Source organism: Pontibacter sp. T17 (genome assembly GCF_057219875.1).
Map to the genome: position 1 here is coordinate 207,816 of NZ_JBXVVW010000002.1, position 18,960 is coordinate 226,775.

The following is an 18,960-nucleotide window of genomic DNA, read 5'->3' on the forward strand; positions in this document are numbered from 1 at the left end:
AAGGTATGCAAATCCGCCCTGCCCTACGCCCAACGGAGACGCTAACAGCGGCCGAACTGGAATTGTTACAGAACACACACTTTTGCGCACTCCGGCAGTCGGCGCTGGAGAAAGTGGAGAGGCAGCTGGCGGAAGTACAGTTGTTGCTTGAGCAATGGCTGGAAGGGCATTCTGGGCTGCCCGCGCCAGTCTACAACCTTAAGGGACGCATCAGCCGGGGCGAGCATTACAAGACACCTGATGGCCTGTCACTACCCTACCGAGTGCTGGACTGCCCACGGCTGTTCACGCCTGAGTTGACACTGGCCTATCGCGTGGTTTTTGTGTGGGGGCAGGGCTGGAGCCAACACCTCGTGCTGAGTGGAGACGAGAGTGTCGCCCTGCGAAAGGTCCTGTTGGCCAGCCCGTTCAGCGTGCTGGACGTGGAAGCGGACCTACGCCCTACCCCTTGGAGATTGGAGCCCACAGGGCACCTGCTGAATGATGACCGTAACCAACTGAATGCAGCCAATCATGCTTTTCTCAAGCTCTCGCGCTTTCAACCACTGACTGCCGCCAACTGGCAATCGGAGGCCCTGGTGTGGTGGAATGAACTGGGGCAGAAGCTGGTGCGTTGAGGCGTTTGCATTACCCCAGTGAAACACGCAGTTTTGCGGCGCATTCTGATAATCCTATGCCACGATTCCTGACCGGCATCCAGAGTTCGGGCCGCCCTCATCTGGGCAACCTGCTGGGTGCCATTCTGCCCGCCATTGCCAAGAGCGCAACGCAGCCTGACCCCTCCTTTTTCTTCATTGCGGACATGCATACGCTGACCAGCAGCAAAGATGCCGCGCTGAACCGAGAGAACACCTGGCAGGTGGCAGCTGCGTGGCTGGCCTGCGGGCTTGACACCGAAAAAGACTGTTTCTATCGCCAGAGCGATCTGCCCGAAGTGTCAGAACTGACGTGGTATCTGAGCTGTTTCACGCCCTTTCCGATGCTGGCAAACGCCCACAGTTTCAAGGATAAGAGCGAGAATCTGAAGGACGTGAATGCGGGCCTATTTACTTATCCAGTGCTGATGGCAGCAGATATTCTGCTTTATGATGCTACACATGTGCCTGTTGGGAAAGACCAGAAACAACACCTTGAGATTGCCCGCGACATTGCCAGCGCCTTCAATCACCGTATGGGAGCCGAGTTGCTGGTACTGCCCGATGCAGTGATAGACGAGAAGGTAATGACGATACCAGGTACCGATGGCCGAAAGATGAGCAAGTCATATGGCAACATCCTGAATGTCTTTGCGCCTGAAAGAGAGCTGAAGAAGCAAGTGATGAGCATTCAGACGGACAGCACCCCACTGGAGGCTCCCAAAAAGACTGAAGGCGACACGACATTTGCCATCTACAGCCTGGTAGCCAGCCCCGAGCAGACTGCCGAACTGAAACGCCTCTATGAAGGCGGCAACTTTGGCTATGGCCATGCCAAGCAGATGTTGCTGGAGCGCCTGCTGGAGCGCTTCGCGCCTGAGCGGCAACGCTATGCCGAACTGACTGCCAACCCTGACTATGTAGAACAGGAACTGGCCAAGGGTGCGGAAAAGGCGCGCGCCATAGGCCAGGCGACCCTGCGGCGAGTGCGTGAGGTGCTGGGGCTTAAGGTGTGAACGATCCATCTCAGGACAAAAGAAAAGGCGCTCCACTGAGCGCCTTTTTCATATTGTGAGCCACTGGAAGGCTGTCTGAGCAAAAGATCAATTGACGCGAAGGCGACGACCAGGACGCAGAAGCGAACGGGTGGTCATGCCGTTGAGCCGGCAGAGACGAGTGATGCTGGTGCCATAGCGACGCGCAATGTGGCCCAACGTATCGCCGCGACGAATGACGTGGTAGCGAGCCGCCCGAAGTTCGACAAGATGCTTGAACCAGCTTGCATCAATGTGAAAAGTATCTGCGATGATTTCGCCCTCATTGAAATCGATTACCCTGGCGGCATCAAACTGCTGACCGAGGAAACGAAATTCGAAATGGAGGTGGGGGCCCGTGCTCTTCCCTGTGCTGCCACCAAGGCCTATCAACTCGCCAGACCGCACGCGGTCTCCCGACTGTACGAGCACCTTGGAAAGATGGCCGTAGAGCGTCTCTAGACCATCAGGATGCGAAATGACGATGAAATTGCCATATCCGGGTTCCCAGCGTACAACACGCACGATGCCATCCATGGCGGACACAATTGTATCTCCAGTTTGGAGCTTGACATCTGTTCCGAAATGATAGTGTACACCCCAGAAGCGGCGTGGGCCGAACCCTGACGTAACGCGTCCCTGAATTGGGAAGGTGAAACGCTTGCCGTTGGCTGGGTCATTGAGTACTACCTGGAAGGTGTCAGCCATCTTGGTGACATCCTCGCGGTAGATGTTAATGGTGAAAGCATCCCAGCTGGCTGCCTGAAATGAGTCGGCAACAAAGAACTGCTTGAGTTGTCGCAGTTGGAAGGAGGGCGCAGGCCTGCCAGAAGTGTCTGCCACGACAGAAGCCCACGCGCAGCTGGTGCCAAGCAGACAGCCGAGCGAGAGAACTGCCAATGTTCTACGTAGAGAAAAGGTCATGCGTAACTGTTTGAGTTGCGCTGGAGGGCAAAGACCATACCAGCTATACCACAACTGAGTTACGAGTATCGGCTTTTTAGCGGAGATTCGAACAAAGTGTGGAAAACTTTGACACACATATTAAGCTTTGTGCTGGTGTGCCAATGTTCACAACACATTGTGAATCACAGGCCCTTAGACAAATTTGTCTTGTAAGAATCTGTTAGTCTGCTTCAATTTCACCCTCAACTTCCGTCTTGGCCTGCTTGGGGAAGTAGATAGAGAGCACAATACTGCCTGAAAGCACGATGATGATAACTGCCAGTGAGTAGAGTGGCGGAATATGGAGTTCCACCATTTCCAGCAGCATCTTGATGCCAATGAAAATCAGTATGTAGGACAGGCCCTTCTGGAGGAGATAGAACTTGTCCAGAATACCAGACAGCATAAAGAACATTGCCCGCAGGCCCATCACCGCAAAAATATTGGAGGTGTAGACCACGAACTCGTTTTTGGAGATACCGAAAGCTGCTGGAATGGAATCGACTGCAAAAAGCAAGTCGGTGCTTTCGATGAGCAGGACTACCAGAAAAAGCGGCGTGAAGAAGAGACGGCCTTCACGGCGGATGAAGAACTTGCCAGAAGAGTCTTCGTTTACGAACGGCAACCAGCGGCGGGCGTACTTGATAACGATATTGTTATCGGCATCAAGATCCTTATCATCGTCATCGTGGGTCAGCATCTTGATGCCTGAGTACAGCAGGAAGGCCCCGAAGATGATAAGAATCCATTCAAAATGATGGATGATGTATGCGCTGAAGAGAATGAAGATGGCGCGCATGATAATGGCGCCAAGAATGCCCCAGAACAGAATCTTGTGATAGTACATCTCTGGGACACGGAAGTATCGCAGGATGAGAATCATTACAAAGATGTTGTCTACCGAAAGGGCATACTCTGTAAAATAGGCAGCAAAGTATTCAAAGGCCGCCTCGTGTGTGTCATAGTACCAGATTCCCGCACCGAACGCTACTGAGATAGCTACCCAGATACTGGACTGTATGAGTGCTGAACGGGTGGTAACGACCTTGGCTTTCCGGGAAAGAAAACCCAGATCAATCACCAAGAAGGCGATAATCACCACCGCGAACACCAGCATGAGCCAGCTTTCGTTCGAGCCTGAAAACATCTGGGATACGTCTAGTTAGTGTGTTAGTGCGGCGCGGGTCACAATCCAGCGTGTGGTATCCGGAAGTTGCAACGCAAATTAGTCAAATTCTCTAGGTAAAAACACTGTAGTGAAACAGTGCTGTAATTTACCTGTCAGTCGTTAGGCTTGAATCCCCAGAAACGGGGATGCGCGATGCAAACAGTCGCCATGGTATATACGCGGCATAAGCCAAAATAGTGCCCAAAATGGCTCCCAGGAGAATATCGACAGGCCAGTGTACGCCAAGATAAACACGGCTGAGGGCGTTGAGTACTGCCCAGAGGCCGACTGCAATTTTAAGTTTTCGATACCGTATTTGGGGGAGGGCCAGTGTCAGAAACACCGCCAACGCAAAGCAATTGGCTGCATGGCTGGAGACAGAGCCATAAGTGCTGCCACAGGTATCGGGCAGCAGGTGCAACAAAGGCGCTACAGCTTCGTCATGGCACGGGCGCACACGTCCTATCTCAGCCTTCAGCCAGGTAGAGGTCCTGTCGCTCACGAAAATTGTGGCGAAGATGAGCACTAGCATGAACCCACCGCGCCATCTGAATCGCCACAGAAGCCAGACTGCCAGCAGAACGTAGAGTGGAAACCAGGTAAAGCGGTTGGTGACAACCAGAAAGAAAGCATCAAGCCAGCCCGTGTGGAGGCCATTGAACCAGCGGAGGAGGTCCAGGTTGATGTCCAGCAGAAGCATCAGTTACTGAGGTCAGATGCCTGTGAAGCCATACGCCATTCCTGAGGGTACGGCCCTGGTGCAAACCGTTTTTCGGGTGCTTCAGAAACAGCTTCTGATTTCAAAGGGAACCGGTTTACTCCCAGCACAACGTCTGTTCCTGCGGCCAGACGTTCGGCACGAGCAGCCGCAGTAGACTGAATCTGTGTCCGCATAAAGTCCGGACGGTTTTCAGGAGAAAGCGCGTGTAACTGAGCCAGGAGCAGATTGGCGGTATCCATTAGTTGCTGTGTAAGGCGTTCAAAGAAAGCAGCACCAGCGGCGGGGTCGTCTACACGGTGCAACTGAGCCTCGTGACGCAGCACCAGTTGGATGCCCCGGGCATATCGCTGACTGTCATCGGAAGAATGCGTTACTGCAAGAACATCGTGTGGAGGCAACACCACAGCGTCGGCTCCCCCCAGAATCGCAGCCATTGCCCCTGCGGTAGATCGAAGGAGATTAGTATGAGGTTCGGTGGCTGTGAGGTGAAAGGCAGCCATGCGACCTATCACTTTGAGCGTGGCCGTTGGAAAAAGCTGCTCGAGCAGCAGCCTTAGTGCACGAATCTTGGCCAACTCCACGTAAAAATCCCGGCCAGTTGAAACCACAACTGTGATGGTCTTAGGAACTCTGGCGTCCGTCACATGCTTCAGGTGGGCTATTCCAAAGGCTATTTCTTCAACAGCGGAGGCGCCCATTTCGGCAAGCGCTGATATATCAACAGCAGAAGTTGAAGATGAATGAAGTGTCTGACGCTGTGCAAGGGCCAGCATCCGGGCCAGCGAATCATCGACTGGAAGAATATTGTCGGGCAAGGACTCCTGTTGGGCTTCTGAGGCGAGGATGAAGGCCGTCAATCCTTTGGTGGCCAGTTCGGCTGCGAACCATTGTAAATGCTCAGCAGACGCTGTACCAGAGAGCCAGAAGCCTTCTGACCCTCCTTCAATTGCTGATTGAGCTGATTCTTTCCAGTTAGGGGCGTTGAGTTGAATCCACTGAAGTAAGTGCCAGCCGGGAGCTCTCTGCCTCAAATGCGGTAGCAGAGTAGAGGAATCCGCCATTGCAAACGGTTCAATCTGCAGGTTTCCGGGGCGCTGGCGCGTAAGCAATTCAAAGGCATTGGCCGACTTGGACTCCTTGTCCAGCAAGGCTTTCCACTGCTCGGGAGTGCCTGGGGCGAAACCATCAAACAAAGGCATGGGGCGTTAAGGCTTTTGTAACCAAACGGTGACTAACGGGGCACAATTCTACTCAAGAAAAGGCTTCGGGGCATTGAGTAACGGCGGCAGGATATTAGTTTTGTAAAAAGCGCCGGATTTTCTTTATTGCAGGAAACTCAGGCGAAGCGACCCACCCCGACATGCAACATCCATTTCAGGCTGGATTTTATCGCTCTCCGCAGCACATGTTGCGGGGTCTTGTGTATCTTTGCGCCTCCAAGTTCACCCCTGGCCACCACCCCTTTCTGACCACCACCTAAAGCGCATGGAAGTGTTGTTCAACTTCAAGGGGGAAATCAATAACCAGGTGCTGCGCTCCATTCTCCAGACGATGGACGAAAAGATGGAACAGCTTGGCGAGGACCGTTTCCTGCGCAAGAAGATCAACTCGATATTGATCGAGTGCCTTCAGAACCTGATATTCCATGCAGAGAAACCTGCAAATGCAGAAGAAGAGCCGGCGCTCTACATTGCCAAAAACGGCAAGGAGTATGAAATCAGAACCTCGAACCTCACGATAAAGGACAAGGCGGACAGTTTGAAGCGCTACATCGAGCGTATCAACGCCATGAACGATGAAGAGCTGCGGACCTTCTACCAGGAAGTGTTGACCAATGGCAAGTTCAACCCGCAAGGCGGTGCTGGGCTTGGCTTGATCAACATTGCCCGCAAAACCGTGGACCAGAAACTACACTACGACTTCAAACCGGCCAGCAACCACAATGTCATGTTCGAAATGAGCTTCCGCGTGTAAGATGCGGCGGCCGCAAGTTGTAGAACCCTGAAAGCACACCCAAACAGATGAAGCCCCTATACATAGAGTCGACTGACGATACGCCGAAAGTGCACCTGGACCCTGCCAGTGGTGTATTCGAGTTTGTCGGTAACTCCTATCCGGAGAACTCCTCGAAGTTCTACAGCCCGGTGTTGGACTACCTGAAGGAATTTATTGCAGCCAACCCTGGCAAAACGGCAACCTTCAGTTTCAACTTCGATTACTTCAACACGAGCAGTGCCAAGTACATCCTGGAGATACTGCGACTGGTTGAAGACTATCACAAAGTAGGCAACACATGTACCATCAAGTGGTTCTACTTTGAGGAAGACACCGATATGCTGGAAGCTGGTGAAGACTATCAGCGCACAGTACAGGTTCCCTTTGAGCTGATTGAACGGGAAGACACGTTCTGATTAGCTGATTGTTCACGCAGTAAACCGCAACCCCATGTCCGGCTCTAATTCAAAGCAGAATGGTGATGTTGCTTACTCGCGTGAGAGTGAGATTATACAGCATTTCCGCACGCTGTCCAAGCGCAACAAGGAGTTGTCGCCTGAAGCGATGTCGGAAGCCTTGAACGATATGTGTCAGCACTACGAGCGTCTGCTTGATGACTCGAAGTTGTTGACCTCAGTAGGAGACCGTCTCCAGCGGAAGTTGAAGGGTGCCAACCTGATGCTGCGGGAACAGGCCGATGAAATCCGACGTATAAACGGCACGCTGCAAAGCAAAAACGTAGAGCTTCAGCAGACCATTGATGAACTGACAAAAGCCCGAGCCAGCAGAAAGGCTGCCACTATTCTGTTTGTACTGGCCATAACCCTGTTCATCATCTCCGAACTGCTGGAGCAGTATGTAGAAAGCCGAACCACCAGCTTTGAAAATGGCTGGATACTGTCGTGGGGCTTCAAGTTACTACTGGTTATCATCCTGAAGCCATTGGAGAACCTTCTGGAACGCTACTATATCCGAGCAGCTCAGAAGAACATACAGGAAGAAAAGCAGCGTGCTCAGCAAGAAACAGCGACAGCAACGGGTACTGAGACGACGCCAGTTTCAGAGCCCGCTGCTGTCACTGCCGCAGTCGACTCTAATGGTTCGGCTCCTGCTGGCGAAGCTGGCCTTGCAGCCATGACTCCCGCGGCCCGTCGCAAAGCAGCGGCGGCTGCCCGCGCAGCAGCACAGGAAGCCGAAGCCGCTTCCAAACCCCAGACTACGGAATCCTGATTCCGACGGCATGGCTCTGGACGTCTGCCACCTTTCGGTGCTGAACCCACCGAAGCATCCTCGTATTTTCTACCGCGAAGCCTTGAGCCAAGCCCGTGCTGCGTTATCGGTGGGTATTATAGCACAGGCCGCTGGCCCTCATATAACTGAAGAGCGGATAGAGAAGGTAGAACTGACTGGCCTACCCCAGCTAAAGCGCAACAGCTTGAGCAGCCGAATACGCAGAGCCTGGAAGTTACTAGCGCTTGCCAGGCAACGAAAGGCCAAAATAGTACATCTGCATGCGCCCGAGTTATTGCTGCCAGCGTTGATACTGAAGCCCTTCACCCGCTGGAAAGTAGTGTATGACAAGCACGAGGACTATCCACGCCAGCTGCTGGATTCACCAGGTTGGCCCAAATGGCTGCGATTCATACTGGCGGCTGGGGTCCACATAACGGAGTGGCTAGCCGCACCCTTTCTCGATTACGTCTGGTACGCAGAAAAGAGCTACAGAGGCAACCTGCCCATCGCCGCCTCGAAGTGTGCTGTGCTGGGCAACTACTATGCAGGACCCGCCCAGCATCAAGCTGCTGGAGCATCGCGGCCATTCCCTTTTCCTACCCTACTCTATTCGGGTACGCTTGGTGAGACTGGCGGACTGGGACAGTCGCTGGACTTATGGCGCCGCCTCAATCTGCTTTCACCCGTGGGGTTGATTGTTACTGGGCACGCCCCTCTAATGGAAACCGTACCGACAATACGGCAGTTTGCAAGTCAACACCAGCTGGAAGAACGGCTGATGGTTGATGCCAGTGACATGCCAATTGCCTATGACAGGATCATGCGCTGGATAGCGGCCAGCGATGCGGGTCTTGCACTTTACCGACCCTTCCCTTGGCTGGTTACAAAAATCCCCAGCAAATTCTATGAGTACATGAGCCAGGGCAAGCCGTTGATTTTCAACGCTAACCCAAGCTGGAACAGACTGAACTCCCAGTGGCAGTTTGGGTTAGCGCTGGAGGAGACGACCCGTACAGAAACCGTTTTGCAGTGGCTACAGACAACAGCTCCTGGTTGGGTACGCCCACCAGCAGAGATATGGAGCTGGGAAGTGCAGGCAGCACCCCAACTGGCACTGGTAACGCGAAAGCTATTGGGCCGTTAGGAAACCAGCAGGTCGTCGAGGATACGGCCGGCAGCATCGGCAATCACCGTACCAGGACCGAAGACGAAGCGGGCACCCGAGGCAAAGAGGGCATCGTAGTCCTGCTGCGGAATGACACCACCAGCCACCACCATGATATCGGGGCGGCCCAGTTCGCGAAGGGCCTGTACCAACTCTGGCACCAGGGTCTTGTGGGCACCAGCCAGCGTGCTGACGCCTACGATGTGCACGTCGTTCTCTACAGCCTGTCGGGCTGCTTCCTGCGGCGTCTGGAACAGCGGGCCAATGTCGACATCAAAGCCGATGTCGGCAAAGGCAGTGGCAATGACCTTGGCACCCCGGTCATGGCCATCCTGACCCAGTTTCACCACCAGAATGCGCGGGCGGCGACCTTCTAGTTCGGTAAAACGAGCGATTTTCTCGCGGGTGGCTTCAAACGCTTCCATACCCTGAATCTCCTGTGCGTAAACGCCTGCAACAGTGCGGGTGGTTTCGCGATAGCGGCCAAACACTTTTTCGAGTGCGTCGGAGATTTCGCCGAGGGTAGCACGTAGACGTGCAGCCTCTACACTGAGTGCCAGCAGATTGCCTTCGCCAGTTTCGGCGCAACGGGTAAGTGCTTCCAGTGCTTTTGTAACTGCGGCATTGTCACGCTCGGCTCGCAGTTTCTCCAGCCTTTCGATCTGCTTGCGCCGCACGGCATGGTTATCCACTTCCAGAATCGGAATCTCAGACTGCTGGGACACCTTATAGCGATTAACTCCAACCACTACTTCGCGGCCACTGTCTATACGGGCCTGCTTGCGGGCAGCGGCTTCTTCAATGCGCAGTTTGGGCAAGCCCTGCTCAATGGCCAGCGCCATGCCGCCCAGCTGCTCTACTTCTTCAATCAGCGCCCAGGCTTTCTCTGCGAGCTGCTGGGTAAGGTATTCTACATAGTAAGAACCGCCCCAAGGGTCAACGACATCACAGATGCCCGTTTCCAGCTGGAGGTACAGCTGCGTGTTGCGGGCAATGCGGGCCGAGAAGTCGGTAGGCAGCGCAATGGCTTCGTCGAGAGCGTTGGTATGCAGGCTCTGTGTGCCCCCGAAGGCAGCAGCCAATGCCTCTACACAGGTGCGCGCCACGTTATTGAACGGATCCTGTTCAGTAAGGCTGTAACCGCTGGTCTGGCAGTGTGTACGCAGTGCCAGGCTCTTAGGATTTTTCGCACCCATTTCCTGCACAATCTTTGACCAGAGGAGACGCGCTGCACGCATTTTGGCAATCTCCATGAAATGGTTCATGCCAATGGCCCAGAAGAACGAAAGACGGGGCGCAAAATCATCGATATCGAGCCCGGCCTTTAGGCCTGCCCGAAGATACTCGAGGCCATCGGCAAGGGTGTAGGCAAGCTCTAGATCGGCAGTGGCACCAGCCTCCTGCATGTGATACCCGCTGATAGAGATGGAATTAAAGCGGGGCATGTTCTTCGCGGTGTAGGCGAAGATATCTGTAATGATGCGGAGTGACGGCTGAGGCGGGTAGATGAAAGTATTCCGCACCATGAACTCCTTGAGGATGTCGTTCTGGATGGTGCCAGACAGCTTCTCAGGGGAAACACCCTGCTCTTCGGCCGCGACGATGTAGAACGCCATGACTGGCAGAACGGCCCCATTCATGGTCATGGAAACGGAAATCTGATCGAGGGGTATACCATCGAACAGAATCTTCATGTCGAGAACAGAGTCAATGGCAACCCCTGCCTTGCCGACGTCACCAGTTACCCGGGGATTATCAGAGTCGTAGCCACGGTGGGTAGCGAGGTCGAAGGCAACAGAAAGGCCCTTCTGGCCCGCTGCAAGGTTGCGGCGGTAGAAGGCATTGGATTCCTCAGCAGTAGAAAAGCCGGCATACTGTCTGATGGTCCAGGGCTGGCCAGTGTACATGCTGGCATAGGGGCCGCGCAGGTATGGAGGCGCCCCAGCAATGAACTTCAGATGTTCGGCACTGGCGATATCGGCAGCAGTGTATTGCTGCTTTACCGGAATTCCTTCCGGGGTAATCCAGATTTCGTCGGGAGAAGAACCAGCCATCTAGTGAAGGGAATCAGAAAGCCCAAAGATACTTGTAGCGCATGGCAATTCCGGCAGTGAGCGCGAGTACGGCCACGAACATTAGGATAAATGCAGTTCGATGTTGCGCTACCGTCCCTACCCTGCCCCACCAGCTTTCGAGGCGTGGAAGAAGAAGACGCAGCAACAGGAAGGTTATGAAAGTGCCAAGCGCAACGCCCGCCAGCACATCGCCCAGGAAATGCAGCCCCACATATACACGGCTGTAGCCTACCAGCACCACCCCCAGAACAGCCAGTGCCTGCAACCATCTGCGGTCGGCACCAGCCCAAGCGGCCAGAATCAGCATTCCTGTTGCAATAGTGACACTATGGCCACTGGGGAAACTGTTGTGTCGAGCAATTTCCTGCGCGAAGTAATGGATATCGACACCGGAACCTTCAAAAACCCGAAGGGGCCGGTCCCACTCTGAGAAAAATGTTCGCTTGAGATACTGGGCAAACAGCCCTGTGAAAGTGATGACCAGAATGCCAAAGAGCGCCAGCGGGGTACGGCTGCGGGCCATCAGCAGCGTAAGCATGCTGGCAAGGATAAGCGAGTCGCCAAGGTTGGAGATATGCGGCATCAGGGCGTCGCCCAGCCTGGAATGCAGACTGTTGAGGAGCAGAAAACTGCCATGATAGCCCTCCACTGCCAATAACATAAGACCTGCCATGTAGAGCACAACCAGCAGGAGCAGATAAGGGTAATAGGGCCTGAAGAAGCTCGAATCGGTATCGGGAGTAGACTGCATCAGTTGCGGCGGATTACCCACATGAGGGGATCAACGGGAGTTCGCTGATTGTAGATGAGAAAATTCAATGTGGCTCCGCCAGTTCCCTCCTGAAGAGTGCCCAAGGTCTGGAGGGTCTCAATCTCGTCGCCTTCCTTGACCCTTAGATCGCTGGTGGCAAACACATATGTGGTGAGATAGGAGCCGTGGCGCAGGATGATAATGGTGCCTAGCCCTGGCTGTTTACGAGCCAGGGTGACTTTGCCGCCAAAAACAGCGCGGACCTCTGTACCCGGCTCAACAGTAAGGATAACGCCATCGTTCTTCACTTTGCCGCCAGAGACATCCTGCTGAATGCCAAAGCCAGACGTCACGACCCCCTTGTTTTGAGGAATAGGCCAGGGAAGCTTGCCACGGTTTCGCTCAAAAAGGGTGGCCATTTTCAGGCTCTCTTCGCTGACTGGGTTGGCTACTGGCGCAGAGGCAGGTGCTGGCTTTTTCCCTGCTGCAATCGCCCTTTTACGAGCGGCTTCTGCCGCCCGTTTGGCTGCAAGTGCCGCAGCACGCTCGGCCCGCTCGATTTCCTCACGGATGAGCCGCTCGATTTCAGCGTTGATCTTGCGCAGGTTCGCCTTGTATTCAGTAAGCTGGCGGTTATACCCGCTCTCCTTCTGTTTCAGCTGCCTGAAGAGCTTATCCTTTTCAGCACGGGTGGCATCCAACTGCTGACGCTCTTTCTGCCGGGCCGAGAGTAGTTCCTGCTTTTCGCTGCGGCGCTGGTTCAGCTCGCGCATTCGCTTGTCGAGATTGCCTTGCGCCTGCTTTATGAGAAAAATCTGCTGCTTACGGAAGCGGCTGAAGGCATTGAAATAGCGGAGGCGATCGTATGCCTGCTGAAAACTCGCGGAGCTGAGAATCCAGAGCAGCGTATTGAGATTGGTCTGGGACGAATAGGTTTTGTAGGCAATCTGGCCGTAGTTCTGTTGCAGCTTTTTTACATCGCCCCGCATGGCCGTTATGAGCCGGTCCATCTCCAGCATTTCGTTTTCCAGTGCTTCTACCTCCTGGGCGATGTTGGTGACCAGCCGCTCGCGCAGGACAATCTGCTGCTGCAACAACTGCATCTCGGCAAGCGAACGCTTCTGGTTGGTCTTAGCCTGTACGATGAGGCGCCGGGTAAGGTTGACTTCCCGCTCAATTCGCTTGCGGTCGCGCTCCAGTTGTTCGCGCGATTTGCCTTGCCCTACTGCAACGAGAGGCAGCAGAAGGCAAAGCAGGAATACCCAGCAGCGGTCAGTAGCGAATCGACTCATAGTCTGCTGGAATGGAGAATGCCAGACTGAGGGAGGTTGGATTCAGTTCTACCTGCCGGTGGTCAAACGCCACTTGCAGGGTCTTGGGAGCAGAGACGTCTACCAATACCTTACGGGCCATCACCTGCGTATCGAGCGGCTCAAAAGCGGAATAAACCAGGCGTGTAAACGCTTGGGCAGCAGCTGCCTGCTGGGCTTCCACACGGTTGAGCTTGTGGTTGTCGCCCCCTACGAAGTAGTTGAGCGCATAGCGCCCCTGTGCATCGCTGAGCGCAAAGCTGGCAGCACTGCCAGTAGCCTCAGGTGGGCCGGGCAGGTAAAGCGCACTGGCAGTGGTGGCATTGCCAATGAGGAGATCCTGCAGGAGGTCAAAATCCATCCTCAGGCCCAGCTTCTGTTCCAGGAACGCATAGCTGCCAGAAATGTATTGCCGCTTGGTTCGGTCAATCAGCTTGAAAGAATCGGGTGTTGCGAGAATACGAACCCCCTCAAAGCCCAAGAGCGAAAGTGAAGCCCAAACGGCTTTGCCACGAACAACGTGCAGCCTGTAGTTGAAATTCATGCTGCGGTCGTCGTCTGAATAGGAACCAACACCACGCAGAATCAACTGGGCATAGTCCAGATTCTTGACGGTAAGCGCTTTAACGTCAAATTCGCCTTTGGGAGAAGTGGCAGTGGCACCAGCCTGCGGCACAGGGTCAACGCGGGTATACTTGCCACCTTTGCCCTTGCAGGACGCCAGCACACTGGCAAAGGCCAGAAATAGTATAAGAAGGTAGTTACGGCTTGACACGGCTGATTTTTGCCTCAATGCGTGGTTTTTGAACAGAGGATGCAGCTTTAACAGCTGTTTTCCAGGCGGAAAGTGCTTCGCCTGGTTTGGCAGATGCAAGCAATGCATCGCCCTGCAGTTCCCAGGCCAGTGGGTCGGATGTATGCTGCAACAGCGGAGCAATTGCTGTAAGCGCATCGGCAGGTCGTTGCGAATACAACGCGAGGTGGGCTGCAGCCAGTATCACCTCGGGCATCGCAGGGTCTTCGCGTTGAGCCCGCTGTACATCCTGTTGTGCCGACGCGAGGTCGGGGGGATTACGTTTCAACGCTTCCAAGGCCCGAAGCGCCAGCAAATAAGGGCTGGAGGGATCCAATTCCAAGCCGTGGCCAAATGCAGTAGAGCTTTCGGCTTGGCGACCGAGACGCCCCAAGGCATAGCCCTGAAGGGCATGTACTTCGGTGAGCAGTACCGGATCGGTTGGTCCCAGCTTCAGGATTTTCTCCAACAGTGGTAGCCCACGTGCGTCTTCTTCACCCATGATATGAGCTTGGGCAAGCGCAAGATTCAGGGTGATATCGAGCGGATAGGTTTCAAGTGCCAGCTCGGCATCCATTCGAAGCTGGCGCCAATCGCGCCGGACCTTGACCACTTTAAGGAGGCGATCCCAGCCAGGCCTGTTTGAAGGATTCTCCTCAACAAGCTGGCGTAATTCCATTTCAATGTTATCGCCAGCTAGGGTCTGTCCACCCGTCGCTTCAGCGTTGCTGAGTTTCCATTCCGACTGCAAAGTGGATACCGCTGCACTGCGAGGAAACTGCGATACCAGCTTGGGCAACCACTTGTCTATGCGGGCGGCCATCGGTGGCTCGGCACGGTATGGCAGAAGACTGCGCAAATAGCGCACACGAAGATCGGGACCGCTATTAGCCTGCGAGAACCAGCGGTCCAGCAGTGGTTCGGCGTCGGCCACACGGCGCTGCTCGTCATACAACTGAAGCAATTCGTAGAGCGCCTGTTCCTGTTTTGGCACCTGCTTCAATAACGAAAGTAATGCCTGCTCTGCCTGATCTTTGCGGCCATTCCGTAGGCAGGTATCAAAAAGCCAGAAATAGAAGGATTCGTTGGCGGGATCGCGTGAGATATACTTTTTGAGTTCTGCTATGGCCAGGTCCCAATTCCGAGCCTGCACCAGCAACTCCCACTCGCGCTGCACCCATTCCTCGGAAAATCCAGTCTTCTGTATTATCGACTCGAAGATAGGTGGGGCTTGTTGCGGCTGGCCTGCCAAAACATACGTGGCGGCAAGTTGTGCGAGCAGCTGAATATCTTCCGGGGTGCGCGTACGGGCTTTCTGCAGGACTTCAATTGCCTTGGAGTATTCGCGCGACTGCTCGTAGCAGGTTGCCAACAGACGTGTGAACCATACGTTGTCTGGCTCCAGAGTGGCGGCAGCTCTTGCGTAAGGAAGTGCTTTGGAGGGCTGGCGATCATGCAAGAGAATGTCTGCCAGATTGTAGAGGGCTACGGGATGCTGTGGCAGTTTTTTCAACAGCGCCTGATACTGATCAGCCGCTAGCTGGTAATTATCCTGAGCCTGGGCAATCAGCGCTTCATAAAACAAGCCATCGACTTCGGCCTTCTCCGCAGCTGTAAGCTGCCCATAAGCCTGCTGAAATGAAACCGGCTGAGCCCAGACAGCAGATGGGCGGCCCAGCAGCAGCAAAAAACCAAAGAGCAAGCCACTGATAAACAGCAACTTGCTCTTATGCATCATGCAGTCAGAATCAGGCAACGCTGAAGTCGCCGAGGTTGAGGCACTCCGGTTTGCGGGAAAGACTGGCATCGTTTCCGAGTATGGTCTGATCAATGCAGGCGTTGTCTACACTGGCGCGCTCACACAAGATAGCGTTTTTGAGCACGGACGAGCGTACAGAAGCCCCTTTGCCAATGGAAACGTGTGGACCAACGACACTATTTTCCACGTGCGCACCTTCGCCGATAAAGCAGGGCTCGATGACGGTGGAGTTGACGAGTGTAATAGAACGGCCACGTCGCTGGTCGCCTGGGAGGAAGTCGAGAATTTCACGATTGGTGTCCAGGACTGCATCCTTATTGCCGCAATCCATCCAGGCATCCACCCGACCGGGTACAAGCACCGCGCCTTTCCGGCGCATGTTTTCAAGGGCATCGGTGAGTTGGAACTCACCCTTGCTGGTAATGTTGTTATCGAGTAGATGCTTGATTTCACCACGCAGACCTGCACCATCCTTGATATAATAGATACCAATTATGGCAAGGTCTGACACGAAAGCATCGGGTTTCTCTACCATGCCACTGATATGGCCCTGTGCATCGAGCGTTACGACGCCAAATTGCTTGGGGTTCTCGACAGACTTAACCCAAAGCACACCATCGGCCGAGCGGTCCAGCTTGAAATCTGCACGGAAAAGTGTGTCGGCAAAGGCGATAATAAGTTCGTCATCCATGCGAGCTGAAGCGCAATAGACAGCGTGGGCAGTACCCAGAGGCTTATCCTGCTTAAAGATGAGGCCTTTGGCGCCGAGGCGCTCGGCCACCTGAATCAATTGCTTTTCAACAGCCTCGCCGAATTCGCCAGTGATGTAGCAGATTTCATCAATCTTTCCATCGTATAGCCGGGCAATGTCTTCCACCAGGCGCTCTACAATCGGCTTGCCTGCAATAGGAAAGAGGGGCTTTGGCGTAGTGAGGGTGTGCGGCCGGAGGCGTTTGCCCATTCCGGCCATGGGTACAATTACACGCATGAGGTTCTTTTTGCGGGTGTAAAGCTACATCAGACACCGGTATGACCAAACCCACCGGCACCACGAGTTGTGTCCGCGAGGGAATCAGCCAGTTGCCACTGTACAGTTTCATGCCGTGCTACTACCATTTGCGCAATTCGCATACCGGGTTCGATGACAAAAGGCTCGGCAGAAAGATTTATCAAGAGAACGCCAATTTGCCCACGATAGTCAGAATCGATGGTTCCGGGACTGTTGACCATTGAAATGCCATTCTTGAGTGCCAACCCACTTCTGGGCCTGATCTGGGCCTCATAACCTGGTGGCAGCTCGATAGACAAACCCGTCGGCACAAGCATACGCTGCATGGGGGCCAGGGTTACGGGCTGTGGCAAAAAAGCCTGGAGGTCCATACCCGCGGCTCCGGAAGTAGCGTAGGCGGGCATCTGCGCACCATCAGCCACCGTTATTCTCACCTGCAAAGGCTGGTTCATCTGTTGTGTGAATGGTAGTATTCGTTCAGCAAAGTGGCCATCTGAATGTCCAGAGAGGAAATGCCTTTGGGGTCGTGCGTTGACAGGCGTATGCGCACCTGGTTGTAGACATTCCAGATTTCGGCATGGTGGTCGAGCCGCTCGGACAGGAGGGCGAGATAGGAAAGAAAGGCCCAGGCAGCTGCAAAATCGACAAAGGAGAACTGAGCCTCCAGGGCATCAGACGCCAACGCCCATCCCGGCAATTGCGCGAGATGGGCGTTGAGCTGTTCAGTCGTGAGGGGCTGTCGCTTTGACATGCCCAAAGATAGGAGGCTCAGCGGCCGCTTTCCAATTCGGCGAGCCACTCGCGCGCAAACTGCCGGGCGGTCTCGGTAGCTTCACGACCTGCACGGAAAGCCATTTTCCATTCCGCAGGCTTTGCTTCATAAGCTGCATTGGCGAAGTACTTCTTGCCATATCGCGGAACCAGCGCAGCGTTATAGTCTACGCCTTCTGTCGCTGCGAGAAATTCTTTCAAGCGAATTTTTACTATACCCTTGGGGGTCCGATTGGCAGCGGTTGCCTTCTGCCGCGCCTCCCATTGAGCCAGTTCGCGCTTATACTTCGCCATCGCTTGTGCGTACTCCTCGTTGATGGCCTCATTCATTTGGCGAAGCGCTGCGGCTCGATCTGCCTTTTCCTGTGGGGTAAGGTTGCGTTCTGCAGCTTCCGCCTCATCTAGTTGCTGCTTCATGTCATCGGCAGCCTGTTGCAGTTGGCGCTTGACTTCCGGGTTGGTTTGCGCCTGAACACTTTGCAGAAAACTCTTGTAGGTTTCCTTCATGGATTGAATCATCTGCGTCTGAGGGTCGCCCTGAATACTTTCTGGGGCCTTTGGCGGAGTTGGCGGCTCAGAATCGCCCTCGAGATATGGATTGAAGTCGCTTGCAAACTCGGCAGTAGAAACATAGGCTTTGGCAAACATGCCGATACCCCGTACAATACCTGCCCTATCAGCCACCGGCACACTCTTCAATTTGTTGGGATAGGGAAGTATCATGTAACCTCCCTCCAGACTCTCTTTTATAGCTCTTTGCGCATCATCAGGTGAGATGCCAGCGGCAGAGAGGGCATCTTCCCCAGGCAGCAGCCGGTTAAAAGCCATGGTAGCTGCAGCAGCAAAAACAAGCCCTATCAGCCAGATTCTGTACGGTTTCATTTTCTAATCAGTAGTAGGTTCCTGACAAAACTATCTACTGCGCCTCTTCCACAGTATTAACGAATGCTATCCTGTTGCTAAAAAAACAAAAGGCGCCCATGCAGGGCGCCTTGTCGTAATCCGTTTCGGGGTCGCTTAGTTGCGAGGACCTTGTTCCTGGCGCAGTGCGCGGGGAATTTCGATGGTAGCAACCGGTACGTCACCAGCCATGTTGATGGTGAGGTTGTTGAAGCTGATTTCGCGAACCTTGAGGCTGCGGCCCAGAGTGAGCATACTTACGTCGATATCGAGTGAAGCGGGCAAATCTTTGCGCAGGCCGCTCACGCGCATCTTACGAAGCTTCTGGACGAGTTTGCCACCAGCAAGAACGCCGGGCGCCTGACCCGTGAGCTTAACGGGAAGCTCAATTTGGATGGGGCGGTCTTCACGTACCTCGGTAAAGTCTACGTGAAGCATGTTGCCATGTACGGGATCGAACTGCGATTCAGTAATGATGGCATTGTGCTTGGCGCCATCGATGCTCAGTTCCACAACATACACCTCAGGAGTGTAGATGGTTTTCTTGAGGGCGTTCAACTCGGCGCTGAAGTGCTTGGGGCCTTGAGCAGTGTAGAGAACGCACGGGATTTGGCCCTCGGCGCGGAGCTTTTTTACCTGGTTGGTGCCGATTTGGGTACGGCTGGAACCGGTCAACGCAATGGTATTCATGACGTG

The 18,960-nt window shown here is 54.3% G+C and carries 20 protein-coding genes; 6 read left to right on the forward strand and 14 right to left on the reverse strand.

Annotation, left to right across the window (positions count from 1 at the left end; translation table 11 throughout):
- Positions 1 to 5: 5 nt before the first annotated feature.
- Both AC2D8O_RS08850 and trpS read left to right on the forward strand, forming a co-directional pair.
- A complete protein-coding gene (locus tag AC2D8O_RS08850; protein ID WP_484678458.1) occupies positions 6 to 617 on the forward strand; it encodes a hypothetical protein in 612 nt (203 codons plus the stop codon).
- Between the two features lie 56 nt (positions 618 to 673).
- Entirely contained in the window at positions 674 to 1,651 is a 978-nt protein-coding gene (trpS, locus tag AC2D8O_RS08855; RefSeq protein WP_484678459.1) for a tryptophan--tRNA ligase, read from the forward strand.
- 87 nt (positions 1,652 to 1,738) lie between these two features.
- Here the strand turns inward: trpS and AC2D8O_RS08860 are convergent, their stop codons facing one another.
- From AC2D8O_RS08860 to AC2D8O_RS08875, 4 genes are all read right to left on the reverse strand, one after another.
- Complete coding sequence (locus AC2D8O_RS08860) at positions 1,739 to 2,593, reverse strand: peptidoglycan DD-metalloendopeptidase family protein (RefSeq protein WP_484678460.1); 855 nt, start codon at positions 2,591 to 2,593, stop codon at positions 1,739 to 1,741.
- Positions 2,594 to 2,795: 202 nt separating this feature from the next.
- Positions 2,796 to 3,761 (reverse strand): TerC/Alx family metal homeostasis membrane protein, encoded by a 966-nt coding sequence (locus AC2D8O_RS08865; protein ID WP_484678461.1) that lies wholly within the window; start codon positions 3,759 to 3,761, stop codon positions 2,796 to 2,798.
- A 127-nt stretch (positions 3,762 to 3,888) separates the two neighbouring features.
- Positions 3,889 to 4,482, reverse strand: coding sequence for a phosphatase PAP2 family protein (locus AC2D8O_RS08870; protein ID WP_484678462.1), 594 nt, complete (start codon positions 4,480 to 4,482; stop codon positions 3,889 to 3,891).
- Positions 4,482 to 5,702 carry a methylmalonyl-CoA mutase family protein gene (locus tag AC2D8O_RS08875; protein WP_484678463.1) on the reverse strand — a complete coding sequence of 407 codons (1,221 nt, stop codon included), beginning with the start codon at positions 5,700 to 5,702 and terminating at the stop codon, positions 4,482 to 4,484. The genes AC2D8O_RS08870 and AC2D8O_RS08875 overlap by 1 nt, the downstream gene beginning before the upstream one ends.
- A gap of 229 nt (positions 5,703 to 5,931) precedes the next feature.
- Here AC2D8O_RS08875 and AC2D8O_RS08880 point away from each other — a divergent pair, with 229 nt between their 5' ends.
- The 4 genes from AC2D8O_RS08880 to AC2D8O_RS08895 are packed head-to-tail and all read left to right on the forward strand — an operon-like array spanning position 5,932 to position 8,875.
- Entirely contained in the window at positions 5,932 to 6,477 is a 546-nt protein-coding gene (locus AC2D8O_RS08880) for a SiaB family protein kinase (protein ID WP_484678464.1), read from the forward strand.
- A 47-nt stretch (positions 6,478 to 6,524) separates the two neighbouring features.
- On the forward strand, positions 6,525 to 6,914 hold the full coding sequence (locus AC2D8O_RS08885) for a DUF1987 domain-containing protein (RefSeq protein WP_484678465.1): 390 nt from the start codon (positions 6,525 to 6,527) through the stop codon (positions 6,912 to 6,914).
- Between the two features lie 34 nt (positions 6,915 to 6,948).
- A complete protein-coding gene (locus tag AC2D8O_RS08890; protein WP_484678466.1) occupies positions 6,949 to 7,728 on the forward strand; it encodes a hypothetical protein in 780 nt (259 codons plus the stop codon).
- Between the two features lie 10 nt (positions 7,729 to 7,738).
- On the forward strand, positions 7,739 to 8,875 hold the full coding sequence (locus AC2D8O_RS08895; RefSeq protein ID WP_484678467.1) for a glycosyltransferase family protein: 1,137 nt from the start codon (positions 7,739 to 7,741) through the stop codon (positions 8,873 to 8,875).
- Here AC2D8O_RS08895 and scpA read toward each other — a convergent pair.
- From scpA to AC2D8O_RS08945, 10 genes are all read right to left on the reverse strand, one after another.
- A complete protein-coding gene (gene scpA, locus AC2D8O_RS08900; protein WP_484678468.1) occupies positions 8,872 to 10,950 on the reverse strand; it encodes a methylmalonyl-CoA mutase in 2,079 nt (692 codons plus the stop codon). The genes AC2D8O_RS08895 and scpA overlap by 4 nt on opposite strands.
- A 13-nt stretch (positions 10,951 to 10,963) precedes the next feature.
- Positions 10,964 to 11,722, reverse strand: coding sequence for a phosphatase PAP2 family protein (locus AC2D8O_RS08905; protein WP_484678469.1), 759 nt, complete (start codon positions 11,720 to 11,722; stop codon positions 10,964 to 10,966).
- Positions 11,722 to 13,014, reverse strand: a complete 1,293-nt coding sequence (locus AC2D8O_RS08910) for a murein hydrolase activator EnvC family protein (protein ID WP_484678470.1) — start codon at positions 13,012 to 13,014, stop codon at positions 11,722 to 11,724. The genes AC2D8O_RS08905 and AC2D8O_RS08910 overlap by 1 nt, the downstream gene beginning before the upstream one ends.
- Positions 12,995 to 13,807 carry a lipoprotein insertase outer membrane protein LolB1 gene (gene lolB1, locus AC2D8O_RS08915; protein ID WP_484678471.1) on the reverse strand — a complete coding sequence of 271 codons (813 nt, stop codon included), beginning with the start codon at positions 13,805 to 13,807 and terminating at the stop codon, positions 12,995 to 12,997. The genes AC2D8O_RS08910 and lolB1 overlap by 20 nt, the downstream gene beginning before the upstream one ends.
- The gene (locus AC2D8O_RS08920) at positions 13,794 to 15,563 is read right to left on the reverse strand and encodes a tetratricopeptide repeat protein (protein WP_484678472.1); all 1,770 of its coding nucleotides are present in this window, start codon (positions 15,561 to 15,563) and stop codon (positions 13,794 to 13,796) included. The genes lolB1 and AC2D8O_RS08920 overlap by 14 nt, the downstream gene beginning before the upstream one ends.
- 10 nt (positions 15,564 to 15,573) lie before the next feature.
- Positions 15,574 to 16,572, reverse strand: a complete 999-nt coding sequence (locus tag AC2D8O_RS08925; RefSeq protein WP_484678473.1) for a sugar phosphate nucleotidyltransferase — start codon at positions 16,570 to 16,572, stop codon at positions 15,574 to 15,576.
- A 29-nt stretch (positions 16,573 to 16,601) separates the two neighbouring features.
- The gene (gene dut, locus AC2D8O_RS08930; protein ID WP_484678474.1) at positions 16,602 to 17,045 is read right to left on the reverse strand and encodes a dUTP diphosphatase; all 444 of its coding nucleotides are present in this window, start codon (positions 17,043 to 17,045) and stop codon (positions 16,602 to 16,604) included.
- Positions 17,042 to 17,344, reverse strand: coding sequence for a 4a-hydroxytetrahydrobiopterin dehydratase (locus AC2D8O_RS08935; RefSeq protein WP_484678475.1), 303 nt, complete (start codon positions 17,342 to 17,344; stop codon positions 17,042 to 17,044). Before AC2D8O_RS08935 ends, dut begins: the two co-directional genes overlap by 4 nt.
- A 17-nt stretch (positions 17,345 to 17,361) precedes the next feature.
- The gene (locus AC2D8O_RS08940) at positions 17,362 to 18,087 is read right to left on the reverse strand and encodes a hypothetical protein (protein WP_484678476.1); all 726 of its coding nucleotides are present in this window, start codon (positions 18,085 to 18,087) and stop codon (positions 17,362 to 17,364) included.
- Positions 18,088 to 18,381: 294 nt separating this feature from the next.
- A complete protein-coding gene (locus AC2D8O_RS08945; protein WP_484678477.1) occupies positions 18,382 to 18,954 on the reverse strand; it encodes a 50S ribosomal protein L25 in 573 nt (190 codons plus the stop codon).
- Positions 18,955 to 18,960: the final 6 nt, after the last annotated feature.

Coding starts and splice junctions, on each gene's coding strand:
- AC2D8O_RS08850 (WP_484678458.1), top strand. CDS start 6: ATGCAAATCCGCCCTGCCCTACGCCCAACGGAGACGCTAACAGCGGCC.
- trpS (WP_484678459.1), top strand. CDS start 674: ATGCCACGATTCCTGACCGGCATCCAGAGTTCGGGCCGCCCTCATCTG.
- AC2D8O_RS08860 (WP_484678460.1), bottom strand. CDS start 2,593: ATGACCTTTTCTCTACGTAGAACATTGGCAGTTCTCTCGCTCGGCTGT.
- AC2D8O_RS08865 (WP_484678461.1), bottom strand. CDS start 3,761: ATGTTTTCAGGCTCGAACGAAAGCTGGCTCATGCTGGTGTTCGCGGTG.
- AC2D8O_RS08870 (WP_484678462.1), bottom strand. CDS start 4,482: ATGCTTCTGCTGGACATCAACCTGGACCTCCTCCGCTGGTTCAATGGC.
- AC2D8O_RS08875 (WP_484678463.1), bottom strand. CDS start 5,702: ATGCCTTTGTTTGATGGTTTCGCCCCAGGCACTCCCGAGCAGTGGAAA.
- AC2D8O_RS08885 (WP_484678465.1), top strand. CDS start 6,525: ATGAAGCCCCTATACATAGAGTCGACTGACGATACGCCGAAAGTGCAC.
- AC2D8O_RS08890 (WP_484678466.1), top strand. CDS start 6,949: ATGTCCGGCTCTAATTCAAAGCAGAATGGTGATGTTGCTTACTCGCGT.
- AC2D8O_RS08895 (WP_484678467.1), top strand. CDS start 7,739: ATGGCTCTGGACGTCTGCCACCTTTCGGTGCTGAACCCACCGAAGCAT.
- scpA (WP_484678468.1), bottom strand. CDS start 10,950: ATGGCTGGTTCTTCTCCCGACGAAATCTGGATTACCCCGGAAGGAATT.
- AC2D8O_RS08905 (WP_484678469.1), bottom strand. CDS start 11,722: ATGCAGTCTACTCCCGATACCGATTCGAGCTTCTTCAGGCCCTATTAC.
- AC2D8O_RS08910 (WP_484678470.1), bottom strand. CDS start 13,014: ATGAGTCGATTCGCTACTGACCGCTGCTGGGTATTCCTGCTTTGCCTT.
- AC2D8O_RS08920 (WP_484678472.1), bottom strand. CDS start 15,563: ATGATGCATAAGAGCAAGTTGCTGTTTATCAGTGGCTTGCTCTTTGGT.
- AC2D8O_RS08925 (WP_484678473.1), bottom strand. CDS start 16,572: ATGCGTGTAATTGTACCCATGGCCGGAATGGGCAAACGCCTCCGGCCG.
- dut (WP_484678474.1), bottom strand. CDS start 17,045: ATGAACCAGCCTTTGCAGGTGAGAATAACGGTGGCTGATGGTGCGCAG.
- AC2D8O_RS08935 (WP_484678475.1), bottom strand. CDS start 17,344: ATGTCAAAGCGACAGCCCCTCACGACTGAACAGCTCAACGCCCATCTC.
- AC2D8O_RS08940 (WP_484678476.1), bottom strand. CDS start 18,087: ATGATACTTCCCTATCCCAACAAATTGAAGAGTGTGCCGGTGGCTGAT.
- AC2D8O_RS08945 (WP_484678477.1), bottom strand. CDS start 18,954: ATGAATACCATTGCGTTGACCGGTTCCAGCCGTACCCAAATCGGCACC.